The organism is Pseudomonas sp. KH_046_1 (assembly GCF_057839025.1).
Window position 1 is genome coordinate 4,479,536 of sequence record NZ_CM174481.1, and the last position, 18,334, is coordinate 4,497,869.

Below are 18,334 nucleotides of genomic sequence, written 5' to 3' on the forward strand. Positions count from 1 at the left end.
CGGGTTTTTCCAAGACCATGACGACTCCTTGTCGTAGCGTTCCTTGCAGATGGTCGATCATCCATGATCCTGAGCACATCCTGTGCTTCAGTGGGTGAGGCGAGAATACGCATCGGATCCAATTTGTAACAGGCGACATTGCTACCATCGCGTGTAAGACATTCGCTATAAGCCGCCTTCCGAAACCCTTGAACGCCTCAGGTTTCGAGCCGACTTCAGCCACTCTGTTGCTCGTGGGACTTGGCATTGTCGATCAAAAACTGCTCGATATTGTTCATTTGCTCCTCCCAACCACGACTGTCCATGCGGAAAGCCCTTTCGCGACGGGCCTGGGGAATGTGATCGAAACCGGACTCGGAGACCTTGAGCAACGTGCCGTTGTCCATGTCTTCGAGCTCGAATTTCACCAGTGTGGTGGGCTCCTGGGAGTAATCGACTTCCGGTCTCACGGCATAAGGGTGCCAGCGAAACGAAAACAGCCGTTCTGGCTCGACTCGCTCCACCAGTACATTCCAGCGCAAATGCTCATAACCGGGGTAGGTAACCTGCCCCTGGGTCCACTCGCCGGCCACAAAACGCTTGCCTTCCAGTGCCACGCCAAACCATTGTCCGAACATTTCGGCATTGGCCAGCACACGCCAGACCTGTGAACGCTTGGCCTTGAGCAGGATTTTCCTTTCGATGCGATCAGATGCTGGGTTCATAAGTCACCTCCTGTACTTGAACAGTAGGTCAGTAAGACCACAAGACCAACTTTAAAGTTGTACCAATCGGGATGAGCAATCAACCATACCTGAGATATTCGGTCGCTTTTGCGTGGATAAGTTCTGGAGCTACCGCAAAATCAGAAGGTCGAAACTGCTAACGTTCGGCCTCGAAACAGCATCGAAAAGGATAGCGACATGGAAAACCTGCGCGGCAGTTGCCTGTGCAAGGCCATCGAATACGTACTCGACAGCCTCGACATGCCCATCAGCCACTGCCATTGCCAAACCTGCCGCAAGGCACACGCAGCGGCTTTTGCATCGACCGCCGGGGTCATGCGCGAGCACTTTCGCTGGACCAAAGGCCAGGATCGCCTGAGCTGCCATGAATCGTCGCCGGGCAAGTTTCGGTACTTCTGTTCGGCCTGCGGTTCACACCTGATGGCCGAACGGCCGGCCCAGCCCCACGTGATCGTTCGGGTGGCGACACTGGATACCGATCCGCGGATGACGCCCCAGGCGCATATCTGGACGGCCCATGACGTGCCATGGCTGGAATACGATTCGGTGGACAAACACGCGCAATGGCAGGCCTAGCGGGATGAATACCCCTCGGCGCTACACTGCATCTCTCATTCGGTCACAACGAGCACTCCAGCATGAACCCACGCTTACTCTTGGCGCTGACGCCCCTGTTGTTCACCTCCATGGCGTTCGCCGTGGACTGCGACAACGCCAGCGACCAGGCGACGATTAACCAGTGCGCGGCGCAGCAGCATGCGGCCGCCGACAAGGAATTGAATGCGCTGTACCAGCAGATCACTTCGCGACTCAAGAGCAACCCGGACAGCAAGAAGCAGTTGGTGGGTGCGCAGCGGGCGTGGGTGGCGTTTCGTGATGCCGAGTGCAAGTTCTCGGCGTCCGGGGTGGAAGGCGGGAGTGTGTATCCGCTGATCTACAGCAACTGCACCACGGAGCTGACCAAGGCACGGGTTCAGACTTTCAAGCAGTACTTGAAGTGTCCGGAGGGGGATTTGAGTTGTCCGGTGCCGGGGGTTTGATTTTGTGCTGTTTTTGCGGTGTTTTTGAGGGCCCCATCGCGAGCAGGCTCGCTCCCACATTGGATTTGTGGTGTTCACAAAACCTGTGGGAGCGAGCCTGCTCGCGATAGCGTCAGGTCAGGCGCCGCAATTACCGGACAAAAATCTGCGCCGTGGTAATCGCCATGTCCCCGCCCGGCAGCTTGATGCTGCCCGTCTGCTTCAGGCTGTCGGCATCAAAGATCGCCACGTCGTTGAAGGTCCCTGCCAGGTAGATCTTGCTGCCGTCCTTGTTGAAGGAAATGCAGTAGTAGGAATGATCGAGCGTGGCGGACTGGAGCATTTTCTTCTGCTTGATGTCGTACTTGGCCAGGCGATTGAGCACGCCAAACATCAGGTTCGGGTCCTTGGGCGAGCGCATGCCGCTGAAGTAGATTTCGGTCAAGGGCCCGAAGTCGGTGGTTTCGGTCTTGCCGGTCTTCAGGTCGACACTGAACAGGCCGTACAGGTATTCGGCGGTGGCCGGGTCCTGTTTCTTGTCCTTGAATTTCGCCGCGGTGTACAGCAGCGAGAAGTCATGCCGGTAAGTCTGCTGGTTCCACACGTAGAGCACGTCCGGCGCGCTGTAGTTCGGGCGTTTCCAGTGACGGCTGGGGATCAGCACGTCGAACTTGCCGGTTTGCACATTGACCTTGTAGACGTCCGCCCCGGCCACGTACAGCGTGCCGTCGTCACCGCTCTGCATGATGGTCAGCTGGCGCGGCGCCGGGAAACTGCGCAGCGGCTTGGCATCCATCCCGGCGTCGGTGGCGTACACATCGAGTCGAGGCTGCTGCACTTCGTAGCGATCGTTCATCATCAGCGTCGGGTTGGCGACGGTGTACAGTTCCTTGCCGTCGTGGCTGACCGTGAAGGCGAACATCGACTTGGCCTTCTCACCCGGCTTCTGGGTGATGCTGGCGTGGAACACCTGCTTGCAGTTGTCCAGTTCGACACCATAGACATCCGCATAGTGATTGTTCAGCACGTAGGCGGTCTTGCGGTCCGGCGACAGCTGCACGGTGCCGGGGCCGAAGGCGTCGGGCATCTTGCAGGTCTTGAACAGGGTGTCGGTGGTCAGGTCGATCACGTGCAGGTTGTTCGGGTAATTGGTGGTCACCATGTATTCGTGACCGACTTGCAGCGCGGTGTTTTCATCGGCCAGAACACTGACAGAACAGCTGCTCAGGACGGCGAACGCGGCCAGGCCGCAGGCTTTGATGTTACGCATGCTGGAATCCTTCTTCTGTGATCACTTGTCTTTGGGGAAGACAGTGCCGAGGTTGCGCCAGTTGTCGTTGGACGCCTGGGCATCCTTGTTCCAGTCCGGGTAAGTGCTCATCATGTCGGGCACCTGGGCCGGCCACCAGCAGGGGTCGGAGCAACCGTAGAGGTCGGCCTCCATCGGCTGGCACAGCGACGACACACCGCCAAACGCATCGATTTCCCAGCCCGGGTCGGTGGTCGAGGCACAGCCCGCCACAGAGCTCATGGCCACCACTTCTTCAATGCGGTTTTCATCCGCGGCCTGATCGAGCTTCAACGCTTTGTTATTGATTGCCTTGAGATGTTTCATATCAGTGAGCCTTGCGCGGAGTGATGTAACTGCTGATGAACGCAGGGTTATTGGCCATGATCCGGGTGTAGACCTCGATGCCGAAGTCGACCCAGTCACGCATCAGTTCGCAGTAGTGATAGGTCGGGTGGGTCGGGTCGCCGTAGCGGGCGTAGCTCTCGTGGTAGCAGCCGCCGGAACACAGGTTGCGGATCTGGCAGTCCTCGCAGCCGGTGTTGGTGCGGTCCAGGCGCTGGGACAGGAAGTCGTTCAACTCCACCTGTTTCACACCGCTGTGGACGTTGCCGAAGGTCGGCAGGCTCGAACCGGTAAAGCGGTGGCACAGGTTCAGCTCGCCCTTGTGATCCACCGCCAGCATCTTCAGGCCCGCGCCGCATGGCAGGGCTTTCTTGTGGCCTTCGTGGATGTCGGTGATGAGTTGGTGCAGGTTGGAGAAACCGATGTTGCGGTGCTCCAGCGCTGCTTCCAGATAGCGACGACCAAGGGCCTTCATGTTGGCGAACACCTGCACCAGTTCATCGCTGGTGAGGTTGAAGCTGCTGATGTCGCCGGAGGTCACCGGGGCAAAGCCGACTTCGGCAAAACCCAGTTCGTTGAACAGGTGATCCCAGATGGTTTCGACGTCGGTCACGCCGGTGGTCAGGGTCACCCGGGCGCCGACCGGACGGCTGTTGTAGCGCGACAGCAGCATCTCGGCCTTGCGCCGCACCACGTCGTAGGTGCCCTGCCCGCCCACGGTGATGCGGTTGCGGTCGTGCACGGTCTTCGGCCCGTCGATGCTGACCGACAAACCAAAGCGGTGGGCGTTGAGGTAGTCCACGGTTTCTTCGGTGAGCAACGTGGCGTTGGTGGTCATGACGAACTCGACGAACTTGCCCGCCTCGCGAAAACGCTTTTCACAATAGTCGACCATGTACTCGATCAGCTTGCGGTTGCTCAGCGGTTCGCCGCCGAAGAACACCACGGTGAAACGCTCTTCGTCCGGGGATTCGCGCAGCAGCATTTCCACCGAGGCGATCGCCGTTTCGACGTCCATCTTCTTGCCCGCCGACGGCTTGTCGAGGTCTTCCTTGTAGCAATACGTGCAGCTCAGGTTGCAGCCGGTGTTGACGTTGAGCACCACGGTATTGATTGCCGTGCGCTCGACGCGCTTGGTGGCGATGTCCGGGGTCAGCGGCGAACCGTCGCTGACCAGTTCCAGGGCCATCAGCTCGCGCAGGGTCTCGGTGATTTCTTCGCCGTTGAAACGCGCGGCCAGGCGCTGGATCAAGTCGTCCGAGGAGCAGCCGGGGCCGCGCAAGGTATCGATGATGGTGCCCGTCAGTTCATCGCTGGCGAACAGCGAACTGCTGGGGATGTGAAACAGCATGCGGTCGGCATCGACCTGCACTTCGTGCAGGTTGCGTTCGACCAGATTCAAGATAGCGCCCATTGCCAACCTCCTGTGCAGGCCCCGCTTGGCGGGGCTTGCGGTCATTCCGAAAAGTGTCTGTAGCCTTGAAGCTGTGTTAAGCCAAGGACAGCCAACTCATGGAATGGGTGGATTGTTCCAGCGTTGCACGGTGACGATCATGTGGCCTTCGCCGGTCAGGGATTTCCCTGCGTCGTCGACGGCGGCGATCACCTTGAGGTTGCCGGCATTGTTGGTGGACATCTTGCGTGCCGGGTTCGGCCCGGCATCGCCCGGGGTGAACACGCCGGTGTCGGCCTGCATGGTGCCGGCGAACTTGACGTCTTCGTCTTCCTTGGCACGGTCGTCGAAGGCCTCGACCTTCCACTGCGCCGGGAACACGCCGATGCGATACGGCTTGCCGTCAGCACCCTTGCCCCAGGCTTCCGCGTCGAAACGGCCTTGGACTTTCGGCGTCGAACCACCGCCCTCGCCGATCCGCGACACCGAGAATTCCGGCACAACCTTGACCGAGGCGATCTTGCTGTACACCGAAAGGCTCGGACCCTTCAACGTACCGACGCTGACCGCGCGCACGCCGGGTTGGGCATTGGCCGCCGCCTTGAGCTTGACCTTGATCCGCTCGGGACTCTGCTCGACCACTTCAACCACTTCCACGCCCTTGCCGAAGTCCGGTTTACCGCTCAGGCCGCTGCCGATCAGGGTCACTTCGGTTTCGCTGCCGGCCTTCAGATAACCCGGCTGCACCGCCAGCAAACGGTTCGAACCCTGTTTGGCGGCGACGAAGTCCAGGCCGCGCTCGTCATGCTCGGCCTCGAACATCCGGCCCTGCATCGCATTGCCCTGGGCGGCGAACACCTGGCGCATGGTCACGCCATCGATGGTCACGTTGCCGCGCCATTCGTAGCCGGTGTAAAGAATCGCACTGCCGTCGCCATTGAACGGGGTGCCGTCGGCGTATTGGCCTTTGACGCTGACCTTGAAGGTATCGCTGCCATCGGCACTCACGGTCATGACACCGGCCAGCTCACCCTTGCCCGGCAAGTGGCCGCTGAAGCTCCAGTCGCCCACCAGGGCTTCGGCTTTCGGCGCCGCGCTCTGCCATTTTTTCCAGGCCGGGTTGTCCAGCGGATAGCGCTTGGCCAACAGCGGCACCATCTCTTTGCGGGCCATATCGAACCAGTCGCGGTCCCGGGACAGCGCCTGGTACTCCAGGGACGGCCACTGACCGAGGTGGAAGTTCACCAGGCGTTCCCACTCCTGGGCCGGACGCCGTTGCAGGGCAACCCGCGCACCGGAGTGGCAGCGGCCGCACATCTGACTTGTCTGGTCGTCGAACTGTTCGACGGTATTGAGCCGCCGCTCCAGCGCATAGCGCACGCCATCGGTTTCGCTCGGCGCCAGGCCCTGGGTGTCGGCCAGGTACTTGACCAGCGTGCGACGGTCGTCATCGCTGATCTGCAAACCGTGCATGGTCTGCATGCGGGCGATGCTCATCAACCAGCCTTCCGGCGTTTTGCGCTGGTGGCTGATACGGCTCAGGCCGTTATCGGCTTCGGGGGTGTGACAGCCCTGACAGGTTTCCTTGAGGATGGTCTGGGCGTCGCGGGCTGCCAGGCTATGAGGCGAATGCAGCGCTACACAAGCGGCTACGGCCAGCAGGCTGGCGCTCATGCCTGATCGGAGTTTTCTCTTCATCAACGTCGAACCTCGCACGGTGCGTTCTTATTGTTGTGGCTTATCGTTTTTATGGTTTCTGCCGTCGGCGGCGGACCGCTGACGGAGGCAAGAGAAACGTCTGCGATGAGCAATACACGGAGCGTGCCAGCTTGTTAAAATCTTTTTAAATCAATAACTTGCTGGAAACTTCAGGGGTTTTGGCAGTACAGCCATCGCGGGAACACGTTTTATTTCGCGACAACAGTTTCACTCTGAGACGAGCATAGGTGAGCCACGTCGATGGGCGATGACCAATGATCGTTTTGCTTTCTGTAGGAGCTGGCTTGCCAGCGATGGACTCTCAGGCAACGCGCTCCCTCTGTAAGAACGCGTTATCGTTAACGACCATCGCTGGCAAGCCAGCTCCTACAGGGCGCGACGAGTGTGTCAGCGGCGTCTCAGTTTGCGACAATCCTGCGCTCGTTCATGAGTTCATTTGGCCGCCGAAACCTGCTAACACGGCGCTTTGGGCAAACTGGCACAACCGTTGCGAATGACCTCGCCACACGAACAAGACGAGGTTTCATCATGTCGCTCCCAAACCTGCTTCCCGCCACTTCGGCATTCATCCAGCGCGCCCCGCGCATGCTCATCGGCGGTGACTGGGTCGAGGCCGCCGACGGCCAGACCATGCCCCTGCACAACCCGGCCACCGGTGAGGTATTGTGCGTGGTGCCACGGGCAACGCCGGAAGATGTCGACCGTGCGGTGCTCGCCGCCCGCCAGGCGTTCGACGATTCCGCCTGGACCCGCACCCGCCCCCGGGAGCGGCAGAACCTGCTGTGGAAACTCGCCGACCTGATGCAGCGCGACGCCGAACTGCTGGCGCAGCTGGAATGTCTGAACAACGGTAAAAGCGCAGTGGTTGCCCAAGTGATGGACGTGCAGCTGGCCATCGATTTCCTGCGCTACATGGCCGGTTGGGCGACCAAGATAGAAGGTTCTACGGTTGACGTGTCGGCGCCGCTGATGCCCAACGATCAATTCCACAGTTTCATCCGCCGCGAAGCCGTGGGCGTGGTCGGTGCCATCGTTGCCTGGAACTTCCCGCTGCTGCTGGCCTGCTGGAAGCTCGGTCCGGCTCTGGCCACCGGCTGCACCGTAGTGCTCAAGCCCGCCGACGAAACCCCGCTGACCGCCCTGAAACTCGCCGAGCTGGTGCTGGAAGCCGGTTATCCCGAGGGCGTGTTCAACGTGGTCACCGGCACCGGCATCACCGCAGGCTCGGCCCTGACCCACAACCCGCTGGTGGACAAGCTGACCTTCACCGGCTCCACCGCCGTGGGCAAGCAGATCGGCAAGATCGCCATGGATTCCATGACCCGGGTCACCCTGGAGCTGGGCGGCAAATCGCCGACCATCGTCATGGCCGACGCCGACCTGAAAACCGCCGCGGCCGGGGCCGCCAGCGCGATTTTCTTCAACCAGGGCCAGGTCTGCTGTGCCGGCTCCAGGCTGTATGTGCAGCGCAAGCACTTCGACAATGTGGTGGCGGACATCAGCGATATCGCCAACGCCATGAAGCTCGGCAACGGCCTGGACCCGAGCGTCGACATGGGGCCATTGATCTCGGCGCGCCAGCAGGAGCGCGTCTACGGCTACATCGAAAAGGGCCGGGAAAGCGGCGCGACCATCGCCTGCGGCGGTGAGCAGTTCGGCCCGGGGTTCTTCGTCAAGCCAACGGTGATTGTCGACGTCGATCAGAAGCACTCACTGGTGCAGGAAGAAATCTTCGGGCCGGTGCTGGTGGCGATTCCGTTCGATGACGAGGCCGATGCTTTGCGCATGGCCAATGACAGTCCGTATGGATTGGGCGCGAGTATCTGGTCCAATGACCTGGCGGCGGTGCACCGGATGATTCCGCGGATCAAGTCAGGCTCGGTGTGGGTCAACTGCCACAGCGCCCTGGACCCGGCGCTGCCGTTCGGCGGCTACAAGATGTCCGGGGTCGGGCGTGAGATGGGGTATGCGGCGATCGAGCATTACACTGAGTTGAAGTCGGTGTTGATCAAGTTGTGATTTTCGGCGCCCTTTAGGCCGCCTTCGCGAGCAAGCCCGCTCCCACAGGGGAACGCATTCCAATGTGGGAGCGGGCTTGCTCGCGAAGGGGCCATCTCAGACAGCTAAAATCTCAAGGTTTGAACCCCTGAGCCAATAACCAACTCCTGACCATCCTTCCCTGCTCCACCGTCAACCCGGCCAACACCTGATCCGCCGGCTCTCCCTGCTTTAACCTCTGCACCAACGCCGCCACCTCAACCCCATGCACATGCCAGATCCCCAACGGCTGATCCGCCGTGATCACCACTTCGGCTTCATCGACCAGCCCATCACGCAACACCGGCGCCCGCTCAACTCTCAGCGCATTGAAATCCGCCTCGGCATGGGCCACCTCGGCATCCGGCCAACTCCGTCGTGCCTGCCAGAACGGCTGATCCAGCCAACGCTGCTCATCGGCATAAAAATCCCGGCCGATCCGCGCAAATCGCAAAAACAACTGCTCCACCCGCTGCTGGTGGAAACGCTGGGCCAGAGCCGCCCGCTCGGGTTTGCACAGCAGCGTGTTGATCACTGCCGGCGCCTGCAACGCCGAAGACAAGGACTGAAAGATCCCGTTGCCCGACAACGGGTCGACCGCCATTGCCGCATCGCCGACCCGAATCCAGTTTTCGCCACACACCTGCGGGCTCAGAATCGCTGTGCTGCTGCGGGCGTGCAGCTTTAGATCCGCTTCCGTTTCGCCAGCAAAAAATGCCGTGGCCAGCTTCGAACCCTGGCGCCGCTGCCTGCAGTATTCGAGCAACATCGCCTTGCCCGGCAATCCGGCGCTGGCCACGTCCACCGTCCATTGCCAGTAACACTGACCGTCGGCGCGCCGCGCCATCCATGCCCAGCCATCCTCGAGGCTTTCCACGGCGCTGGCGGTGCTGCCCGGAGAACCCTGCCAGCGATTGAGCAAGCTGACCGTCTCTGGCCCACGCAAGCCCTTGCCGATAGCGGGGGCCTGACGTCCTCGGGCTTCCACGAGAAATGGCGCGAACAGCGGTTCGCGCCCGTCGATTTCGATTCGATGACCATTGGCCGATGACTGAACCGTGAGCACCCGGCCTTCGATCAGCTCGACCCCCGCCAGGCGCAAATCCTCACGCAGGCCTCGGTCAAACAGCGGACGGTCGAGCAAGTACTCGATGTTCTGCGCATGGTGCTGGCCATTCCAGCTCACCTGGCGTTGAGAAGGCAGCGTCGCCTGCGCCAACGCCTGATGCAGGCCCGCGCCGCGCAAGGCTTCCAGAACGCGCACGGACACGCCTTCAAACGCCGCAAACCGGCGCCATTCGCTGATCAGCGTGACACCATGGCCCAGCCGTCGCAGTCCCAGCGCGACGGCGGCACCGGCCGGTCCGGCGCCAAGAATGACGATCTCGGTCATGGCCCGAAGCGCCGTTCAGGGCCACGGTAACGGGCATGGTCGCGCAACCACTCGATGACTTGCGCATTGCTGGCGTCAGGCTGTTCGGCGAGGAATCCGGCGATGTGCCCGCTCAAGGCGGCACAACCGAGGCTCGCCCCCGATTGCCCCGGGTAGGTGCCATGCACACAGGCGGCGAAATCCGCCTGGGCGCTGTTGAGCCACGACCATTCCTGCTCGGCGCACCGCGCATCGCCGGTCACCCGCAGCACCTGCGGATAGTTCGCCGGAAACACCCCTTCCCCCTGGGCCGGGCTCGACGCACACAGCAGCACGCCCCTCGCCACCGCCGCCGCGCAGGCCGCGCGCAGCAGGCTGCGATCCTGGCGCAGGCCAAGGCTCAAATTGATCAGTCGCACGTCCTGCGTCAGCAGCCAGTCAATCGCCGTGGCGATCTGCAAGGCGCTGGTGACACCCCGCTGGTCGAACACCTGCGCCACGCAAAACAGCGCCGAGGGGGCACGCCGGCCGATCGCCTCGATCACCGCACTGCCATGCCCCAGCGGGTCTTCGCGCAAGTCGCCCTCGGCCAGGCCGTCTTCAAGCAATGAAAAACGCCGACCGGCGATCACTTGCACCCGTTGTGCCGCCGAGTGACCGCTGTCCACTACACCAATGCGCAACTCAGGTTTCATGCAGCACCGTTTTCGAGGTCAGCACGCCGTCGAGCAACTCGAAGCGCAGATCGGCATCGGCCAGGGTTGAGGGGCGATGGCTGATCAGGATGCGCGTACGTCCGGCAAACAAGCGGTCGATAGCGTCGATGACTTCGCGCTCGGTGACTTCATCCACCGCGGACGTGGCTTCATCGAGTACCAGAATCAAAGGGTCCTGCAACAGCGCCCGGGCAATCGCGATGCGTTGCTTCTGCCCGCCGGACAACTGCTGACCGCGCTCGCCCAACGGACTGTCGAGGCCCTCGGGCAAGGACTCGATCAGGCTGTCGAGTTGCGCCAGCCGCGCCACGTCGGCAATCGCTTCGCGGCTGGCGTCCGGCACCGCATAGGCCAGGTTGTCGGCGAGGCTGCCGCGAAACAGCACGATGTCCTGGCTGACGATGGCAATGCGCCGACGCAACTGGAACAGGTCCAGTTCGCGCAGATCGACGTCGCCCAGCAGTACCCGGCCCGATTGCGGATCGTGATGACGTTGCAGCAGGTCGATCAGGGTGGATTTACCTACGCCGGAGCCGCCGCTGAGGGCCACTTTCATACCGTAGGGAATCCGCGCTTCGATGCCGCGCAGGGTCGATTGGCGGCCGGGATGGGCGAAGTGCACGTTGTCGAACCAGAGATCGCCGCCATTGGGCATCGCCCGTGGCGTGACGGGCGTCAGCACGGTCGGTTGTTCGCCGCGCAATTCCATGACCCGGCCGAGGCTGACGGTCATCCGCTGGATCGCGACGTAGAGCCCGAGCAAGCTCTGCACCGGCCCCACGGCCATGCCCAGGTAAGTGGAAAACGCAATCAGCGCGCCGAGTTGCCAGGTGCCCTGCACCACCCAGTAACCGCCGATCAGAAATGCGCAGGCCCGGGACAGCGAGGTCAGGGTACCGGGCACGGCCTGGGTGAAAAATTCGGTGACTTGCAGGCGCAGCAACTGGCTCATGTAGCCCTGCCCCAGCGTCTCGAGGCGCCGTGCTTCGCGCTGTTGCTGGCCGGCGGACTGGATGAATTTCATCACCGGCAGCGTCTCGACCATGAACGACGACATGTCCGCCGAACGCTCGCGCAACTGCCGCACATCGCGCTCGACCTTGCGCCGCATCCAGCGCAGCCAGAGGACATCGAGGGGAATCAGCACCAGGGCCAGCAGCGATAACTTCCAGGACAGGGTCAGCAGCATCGCCACCGCTACCACCAGGCCGATCACGCTGGACACGGCCGAAAACAGCGAGTCCACGGCAAACCGCTGGATTTCCGCGACGTCGCCATCGAGGCGCGACATCAGGTCGCCGATGCGCCGCTGGCCGTAAAAGCCCGGCGACAGGGTTTGCAAATGCCGGTACAGGTCATCGCGCAGGGCAAACAGCATGCGCCCGGACAGTCGCGTGTGCAGGTAGCGGTTGATGCCCGAAAGCGCTGTGCCCAACAAGCCGGCAACGATCATCAGCCCGGCAATCAACACCAGCATCGGGAAGTTGCGCGCCAACAGGCCATCGTCGATCAGCAGTTTGGTCAGCCACGGCTGCACCAGCACCAGCGCCGAGGCGCAGACCGACAGGCCCAACAGCCCGGCAATCGCCAGGCGATGGGGTCGCACGAAGCTGTACAGCCAGCGCAGTGACGCTTGCAGCGCCTCGGGGTTCTGGCTGTCGATCAGCCGAACGATCAAGCGCTGCATCACGAACGCAACTGTTTGAGCTTGCGATACAGCGTCGCGCGGCTGATGCCCAGGGCGTCGGCGGCGGCCGAGACATTGCCTTGGTGCGTGTCCAGGGACTGACGGATCAGCTCCAGTTCGTTTTCCCGGATGCTGCCGGCCTGGGGCCGTTCGCTGGCGGTCAACTCGTCGAGCATGCTGTCGGGCAAGTGGTCGAGGGTCAGCACGTTTTCACCCGGTTCGCGCATGGCCAGCGCGGTGCGCAGGACCATCTCCAGTTGGCGGATGTTGCCCGGCCAGTGATAGCCGCTGAGCAAGCGATCGAGATCGTCGTGCAGGACCACGGCGGGTGCGCCCAGTGTCGTCAGCATGCGACTGACCAGCGCGCCGAAATCCTCGCGTTCGCGCAGGGCCGGGAGCATCACGCTGATGCCGTTGACCCGATAGAACAGGTCCTCGCGAAAGTGTTTTTCTTCCACCAGACGCTTGAGGTCGCGGTGAGTGGCGCAGATCAGCGCGACGTCGATGTCCTGCTCTTCGCCAGCGCCCAGGGGCGCGACCTTGCGATCCTGCAACACCCGCAACAATCGGGCCTGCAAGGCCAATGGCATGTCGCCGATTTCATCGAGGAACAAGGTGCCGCCATGGGCCTGCTGCAAGCGCCCGACCATGCCGCCCCGGCGTGAACCGGTGAACGCGCCTTCGCGGTAGCCGAACAGTTCGGACTCGATCAGGCCTTCGGGAATGGCCGCGCAGTTCACCGCCACGAAGGGTTTTTCGCAGCGCGCTCCGGCCATGTGCAGGGCGCGGGCGATGACCTCTTTACCGGTGCCGGTTTCGCCCAGCAACAGGACTGGCAATTCATTGGCCAGGCCTTGACGGGCCATGCGCAAGGCTCGGGCGTAGCGCGTGTTGCTGCCGGCCAGCGCTTCCAGATCCGGTTGCGCCTTGGCCGGTTTCGCCGCAGTGCGCGGCGGGCTGCTGACGTTGATCGAGCGTTGCGGCGCGCGCAGGGTCTTGTAGAAGAATTCACCCTTGGCGGTTTGCAGGCTGCCGGCCCCACCTTGATGCAGGCGCGCCAACAACTGCAGGCCGTCGACGCCAAGAAACTCTTCGCAGCGCCGACCGACCAGGGCCGAGCGCTCGGCGTGGAGCAACTGGCAGGCCTGGGCGCTGACCGCCAGGATCTGCCCGCCGAGGCTCACGGCCAGCAGGCCTTGCCACGGGGATTCCAGGTATTGCCTGCGGCTGTGGAAGGCCAGGACGATTTCGTCCGGATAACTGGCGTTGAACACCCGGCTTTCGATCTGGCTGACCGCCATGGCCAGCAGCGTAGTGCTGTCGTGTGCGCGGCCGAGGGGGCCTTCGCGGGTCAGGTCGAGGACGCCAAGAATGTCGCCCTGGGGGCAATGGATCGGCACCGAAGTGCAGGAAAAATCACTGAGGCGATCCAGATAATGTTCGCCGCAATCGATCAGGGTCGGCCGGGCTTCCACCAGTGCCGTACCGAGGGCGTTGGTGCCGCGAACGGCTTCGCTCCAGCAGGCGCCGAGGGTGATGTCCTGCAGGCCACTGCCCTTGAGACGGTCGGCGCGGCCTTCGACGGCGAGGATGGTGGCGTCGGAGTTGGCGAGGATGATCAGCCCTTCCTTGCCCTGACGCTCGGCCAGGTAATCGATGGCCGGCAGCGCGGCGTCGATCAGCAAGCGGTTGCTGGCCAGCAGCACGTCGAGGCTGGCACTCGATTCCAGCGCCAGCTCATGCTTGGCATTGAAATGCACGCCATGGCTCAGGCTGCGTCGCCACGAGGCATCGATTTCCGCCCGCAGGACGCCATCCGGCACTTCGCCTTCCAGGTGCAGCTTTTCCCGGGCCAGCCGGGCTTCGCGATGCAGTTTGGGGGAGTTTGTTTTTATTGGCGTCATCAAGCGCTCCGGGTCATCCACCCTGCGCCTTCATACGTCGGCGCCCTGGCGCAATCTTTACGTTAACGTCAGGGCTATGGCAAGTGCCTTACGGCGCTTGTGTTCCGTCAGGTGGACCGGGTTATCGTTCATCGCGGGCAAGCCCGCTCCCACAGTGTCCGAGTAGAACCGCAGATATGTGGACGGCGCGAAACCTGTGGGAGCGGGCTTGCCCGCGAAAGCGATCTTCCAGCCACCCAAGATCTCAGAGCTACCAAACCTCAGGCCCGACAAAAAACGCCCGCGCATTATCCTCCAGACTCTCCAGGTGATACCCGCCCTCCTGCACGATCAGGCACGGCAACCCGAGGCTGCGAATCCGCTCACCAAGCACAGCGAACCCTTCCCGAGTCACCGCCACCTTGCTTTGCGGGTCCAGTTCGAAAATATCGAAGCCCAGGGACAGCACCAATACCTCGGCACCAAACTGCGTCACAGCGTTCAGCGCTACCTCCAGTTGCGCCAGAAAATCCGCCTCGCTGGCGCCGTGGGCCATCGGCAGGTTGAGGTTGAAACCCCCGCCCGCCCCGACACCACGCTCGTCGGCAAAACCTGCGACGCCCGGATAGAAGTTGGTCGGATCGCCATGGACCGAAACGTAGAGCACGTCGTCACGGTCGTAGAAAATTTCCTGAATACCCTGGCCGTGGTGCATGTCGGTATCCAGCACCGCTACCCGCGAAAAACCGGCGCGCAATACCTGGGCCGCCACCGCCGCGTTGTTCACATAACAGAAACCACCCGCCGCTTCGGCCCGGGCGTGATGACCCGGTGGACGGCACAGGGCATAGGCAGCCGGCTCGCCATCGAGCAACGCCCGGGCCCCGGCGATGGCGCTTTGCGCCGACCAGTAGGCCGAACGCCAGGTCTGCCCGCCCACCGGGCAACTGCCATCGGCCAGATAACGCGCCGCTTGCGCGAGAATCCCGCGCAGGGCATTGGGCTCGCGGACGAAGATGTTCGACATCACCTCGTCGCCCCAATCCTCGGGAATCTCTTTCCAGCGCTGATGGGCCTCCTGCAAAAACGTGAGGTACGCCGCGCCGTGCACCGCCAGCAGCGGATCGAGCCCGGCATCGACCGGTTGCTCGACATTGAAACCCAAGGCATGAGACGCCTGCACCAGGCGCTGCGCACGCTCCGGCACTTCCTGCGGCGTACGCATCTGGCCACGGGAGTAGTAACTGCGTGGATGGTGGAGCAATTGTTCGGGGTGGAAAAAACTGCGCATGGATTGAGTACCTGTCAGTTAACGAAAATCTTGAAACCGGCCGCGCCCCACTGTGGGAGCGGGCTTGCTCGCGAATGCGGTGTGTCAATCAACATTGGCGTCGACTGACACTCCCTCTTCGCGAGCAAGCCCGCTCCCACATGGGTCTGCGTTCAGTCGATTTTTTCGGCGCGGGCCAACACCGCGTTGAGCAGCACATCGGTGCCCTGCCGCACATCCTCGGGCAACACATCTTCGGCTTCCTTGTGGCTCAAGCCACCCACGCACGGGATGAACACCATGGCCGTCGGGCAGTACCGCGCCAGGTGGATCGCGTCATGTCCGGCGCCGCTGACCATCGATTGCTGAGCGTAGTCCAGGGCGTCCACGGCCTGTTGCTCCATCGCCTCGATGGTTTCATCACGGTGATGACGCAGGTCGACGGTGAAGTTCACCAACCCCGGAATGGTATTGCGCGACGACTTGTTGATACTCAATTCACCCACCGTGGTCAGGCCTTCGGGGGCGAAGTCCGCCGCCAGGCCTTCGATGGCCTGGATCATCTGCAACACTCCTTCTGCTTACACAGAATTTAGTTGTGCTGCATCGACCGGTTGAATCCACAACCAAAAGCGAACACTCAGCGGCCCGGTGTCGCTTGGGACTCTTCAAAATGATGCCGTAATAATGGCGTCTCTCGCTAATAGCCAATGTAGACACGTTCTCGCCGATAAAACCCCACCTGACCAGCGCTATAAGTAGCTAGCTATTTGTTAATGAAAGCCTGAAGTATTCATTTGAACTTTCAGATTCTTTCAGCGCGCGGCCTGTGCCTAACATCGGCTCCACAGCGAACCAGCCTCTTGGCAGCCTGGCGCCGTCGAAGTGCATTTGCAGTAGGCCTTGGGATTTTTGAGGATCACCGATGAAGCTGGAAATTTTCCGCACGCTGTGGGGCTATACCGCCAGCAAGGCTCAGGCGCTCGAGGAGTTGCTGCAAGCGGGCTTTGATGGCATGGAGGCACGCCTGCCACTGGACACCCGTGAACGGGCCGAGTTTGGCGCTTTTCTGCAGGCCAATCGCCTGGGCTATATCAGCACGGTCTTCACCGCGTACGACGTGCTACCGGACCAGTCGGCGACGCCTGCCGTCCACCTCGATGACCTCGACCGGAAACTCGCCTGGGCCGCTGAACTCGGCCCGCGCTTCGTCAACGTGCTGGCGGGCAATGATCGCTGGTCCTTGCCACAACAAGTGGAGTTTTTCGGCCAGGCGCTGGATCTGGCGCGCAAGCACGGCCAGGTCTGCAGTTTCGAAACCCACCGCTCGCGTTCGCTGTTCAACCCCTGGGTGACCCTGGAGTTGATCCGGCAATTGCCCGATCTGTTGTTCACCAGTGACATCAGCCATTGGGTCGTGACTTGCGAGCGCCTGTTGAATGACCCGGCCGATGACCTGAGCGCTTTCATCGAGCGGGTTCACCATATCCAGGCCCGGGTCGGTTATGACCAGGGACCGCAGGTTCCGCACCCGGCGGCTCCCGAATATGCAAGGGAACTGGCCTTCCACCAGCAGCACTGGGAAAGCATCTGGCGCTCGCAGCAAGCCCGCGGTTACCAGGTCAGCACCCTGACCCCGGAATTCGGCGCCGACGGCTACCTGCATCATTTGCCCTTCACCAATGTCCCGGTCGCCGACCTGTGGTCATTGAATGTGTGGATGGGCCAGACCGAGCGCGAACACTTCGACCGTTTCAGCCACTCAAGCCATCCTTAGGGAGCCGATGCGTCATGCCTGACAACAAAAACAACAGCGCCAGCACTGACACACACAAAGCCAACTTCAATAGCATCCCGGTGGTCAACATCGCCGGTCTGTTCAGTTTTGAACTGGAACACCGTCTGGCCGTGGCCGAACAATTGGGGCGCGCCGCCAGCGAGGTCGGGTTCCTCTATATCACCGATCACGGTATCGACCCGCAACTGATCGCCAACCTGCGCCAGGCGGCCAAGGACTTTTTCGACCAGCCCCTGGACACCAAGATGCGCCACTACATCGGCACCTCGCAAACCCACAAGGGCTTTGTGCCCGAAGGCGAAGAGGTCTATTCCAAGGGCAAGCCGGACCACAAGGAAGCCTTCGACGTCGGCTTCGAAGTCCCGGCCGATGACCCGTTGGTGCTGGCCAACACCCCGTTGCTGGGGCCCAACGACTGGCCGCAGCTGCAAGGTTTCAAGGCGTCGGTGCAGGCCTACTATGAAGCCATCTTCGCCTTGGGCCGGCGCTTGTTCGGTGGCTTCGCCCTGACCCTGGGCCTGGAAGAGAACTATTTCGACAGCCTGGTCACCCGTCCGCCGTCCAAGCTGCGCCTGATCCACTACCCCTTCGACGGCGCCGCCCATGACGCACCGGGTCTTGGCGCCCATACTGATTACGAGTGCTTCACCATCCTTCTGGCCGACAAACCGGGTCTTGAGGTGATGAACAATCTTGGCCAATGGATCGATGCACCACCGATTGCCGATGCCTTTGTGGTCAACATCGGCGACATGCTGGAAGTGATGACGGCAGGCGCTTTCGTTGCCACCGCGCACCGGGTGCGCAGCGTGAAGGAGGAGCGTTATTCCTTTCCGCTGTTTTACGCCTGCGACTATCACACCCAGATCAGACCGCTGCCCGGGTTCACCCAGGCAGGCAACGACTACGAAGAAATCACGATCGGCGAACACATGTATGGCCAGGCGCTGCAGACCTATCAGTATCTGCGCCAGAGGGTGACCAACGGGGACGTTCAACTGCCAGGCAAGGCACGCAAGCCCGCCAGTTTCGGACATTTGAAAAATCAGGCTCAACCGTCCTGATTGAAGTTTTCAGCTAAA

The 18,334-nt window shown here is 61.8% G+C and carries 15 protein-coding genes and 1 pseudogene; 5 read left to right on the forward strand and 11 right to left on the reverse strand.

Features of this window, described 5'->3' with window-relative positions; genetic code table 11:
* Positions 1-215: 215 nt before the first annotated feature.
* Entirely contained in the window at positions 216-704 is a 489-nt protein-coding gene (locus tag AC3IT9_RS20480; protein ID WP_150753218.1) for an SRPBCC family protein, read from the reverse strand.
* Positions 705-902: 198 nt separating this feature from the next.
* Here AC3IT9_RS20480 and AC3IT9_RS20485 point away from each other — a divergent pair, with 198 nt between their 5' ends.
* Together AC3IT9_RS20485 and AC3IT9_RS20490 are read left to right on the forward strand one after the other, a co-directional pair.
* Positions 903-1,301: a GFA family protein gene (locus tag AC3IT9_RS20485; RefSeq protein ID WP_489270888.1), complete on the forward strand. Its 399-nt coding sequence runs from the start codon at positions 903-905 to the stop codon at positions 1,299-1,301.
* Between the two features lie 62 nt (positions 1,302-1,363).
* Positions 1,364-1,765, forward strand: coding sequence for a lysozyme inhibitor LprI family protein (locus AC3IT9_RS20490; protein WP_150725710.1), 402 nt, complete (start codon positions 1,364-1,366; stop codon positions 1,763-1,765).
* Positions 1,766-1,895: 130 nt separating this feature from the next.
* On the opposite strand, the gene peaD is transcribed toward AC3IT9_RS20490, so the two are convergent.
* From peaD to peaA, 4 genes are all read right to left on the reverse strand, one after another.
* Positions 1,896-3,014, reverse strand: a complete 1,119-nt coding sequence (peaD, locus tag AC3IT9_RS20495) for a quinohemoprotein amine dehydrogenase subunit beta (RefSeq protein ID WP_489270890.1) — start codon at positions 3,012-3,014, stop codon at positions 1,896-1,898.
* A 21-nt stretch (positions 3,015-3,035) separates the two neighbouring features.
* Positions 3,036-3,359 (reverse strand): quinohemoprotein amine dehydrogenase subunit gamma, encoded by a 324-nt coding sequence (gene qhpC, locus AC3IT9_RS20500; protein ID WP_008016081.1) that lies wholly within the window; start codon positions 3,357-3,359, stop codon positions 3,036-3,038.
* A 1-nt stretch (position 3,360) separates the two neighbouring features.
* The gene (gene peaB, locus AC3IT9_RS20505) at positions 3,361-4,791 is read right to left on the reverse strand and encodes a quinohemoprotein amine dehydrogenase maturation protein (protein WP_008056152.1); all 1,431 of its coding nucleotides are present in this window, start codon (positions 4,789-4,791) and stop codon (positions 3,361-3,363) included.
* A gap of 96 nt (positions 4,792-4,887) precedes the next feature.
* Complete coding sequence (gene peaA / locus AC3IT9_RS20510) at positions 4,888-6,468, reverse strand: quinohemoprotein amine dehydrogenase subunit alpha (protein WP_489270891.1); 1,581 nt, start codon at positions 6,466-6,468, stop codon at positions 4,888-4,890.
* Between the two features lie 549 nt (positions 6,469-7,017).
* On the opposite strand from peaA, the gene AC3IT9_RS20515 reads away from it, so the two are divergent.
* Positions 7,018-8,508, forward strand: a complete 1,491-nt coding sequence (locus AC3IT9_RS20515) for an aldehyde dehydrogenase family protein (RefSeq protein ID WP_150759318.1) — start codon at positions 7,018-7,020, stop codon at positions 8,506-8,508.
* 112 nt (positions 8,509-8,620) lie between these two features.
* Here AC3IT9_RS20515 and qhpG read toward each other — a convergent pair whose 3' ends face one another.
* The 6 genes and pseudogenes from qhpG to AC3IT9_RS20545 form a co-directional block, all read right to left on the reverse strand.
* The gene (gene qhpG, locus AC3IT9_RS20520; RefSeq protein ID WP_489270892.1) at positions 8,621-9,919 is read right to left on the reverse strand and encodes a flavin-dependent monooxygenase QhpG; all 1,299 of its coding nucleotides are present in this window, start codon (positions 9,917-9,919) and stop codon (positions 8,621-8,623) included.
* A complete protein-coding gene (gene qhpE / locus AC3IT9_RS20525; protein ID WP_353741328.1) occupies positions 9,916-10,593 on the reverse strand; it encodes a subtilisin-like serine protease QhpE in 678 nt (225 codons plus the stop codon). Before qhpE ends, qhpG begins: the two co-directional genes overlap by 4 nt.
* Positions 10,583-12,301 carry an ABC transporter ATP-binding protein gene (locus AC3IT9_RS20530; protein ID WP_423504936.1) on the reverse strand — a complete coding sequence of 573 codons (1,719 nt, stop codon included), beginning with the start codon at positions 12,299-12,301 and terminating at the stop codon, positions 10,583-10,585. Before AC3IT9_RS20530 ends, qhpE begins: the two co-directional genes overlap by 11 nt.
* Complete coding sequence (locus tag AC3IT9_RS20535; RefSeq protein WP_489270893.1) at positions 12,301-14,205, reverse strand: sigma-54-dependent Fis family transcriptional regulator; 1,905 nt, start codon at positions 14,203-14,205, stop codon at positions 12,301-12,303. Before AC3IT9_RS20535 ends, AC3IT9_RS20530 begins: the two co-directional genes overlap by 1 nt.
* Before the next feature lie 250 nt (positions 14,206-14,455).
* A complete protein-coding gene (locus AC3IT9_RS20540) occupies positions 14,456-15,475 on the reverse strand; it encodes a histone deacetylase family protein (protein WP_489270894.1) in 1,020 nt (339 codons plus the stop codon).
* A gap of 152 nt (positions 15,476-15,627) precedes the next feature.
* Positions 15,628-16,029 (reverse strand): annotated as a pseudogene (locus AC3IT9_RS20545) (M20/M25/M40 family metallo-hydrolase); the annotation flags it as partial.
* A gap of 350 nt (positions 16,030-16,379) precedes the next feature.
* Between AC3IT9_RS20545 and AC3IT9_RS20550 the strand changes: the two are divergent.
* The gene (locus AC3IT9_RS20550; RefSeq protein ID WP_489270896.1) at positions 16,380-17,231 is read left to right on the forward strand and encodes a sugar phosphate isomerase/epimerase family protein; all 852 of its coding nucleotides are present in this window, start codon (positions 16,380-16,382) and stop codon (positions 17,229-17,231) included.
* 14 nt (positions 17,232-17,245) lie between these two features.
* Positions 17,246-18,316 carry an isopenicillin N synthase family dioxygenase gene (locus tag AC3IT9_RS20555; protein ID WP_489270897.1) on the forward strand — a complete coding sequence of 357 codons (1,071 nt, stop codon included), beginning with the start codon at positions 17,246-17,248 and terminating at the stop codon, positions 18,314-18,316.
* The last annotated feature ends 18 nt before the right edge of the window (positions 18,317-18,334 follow it).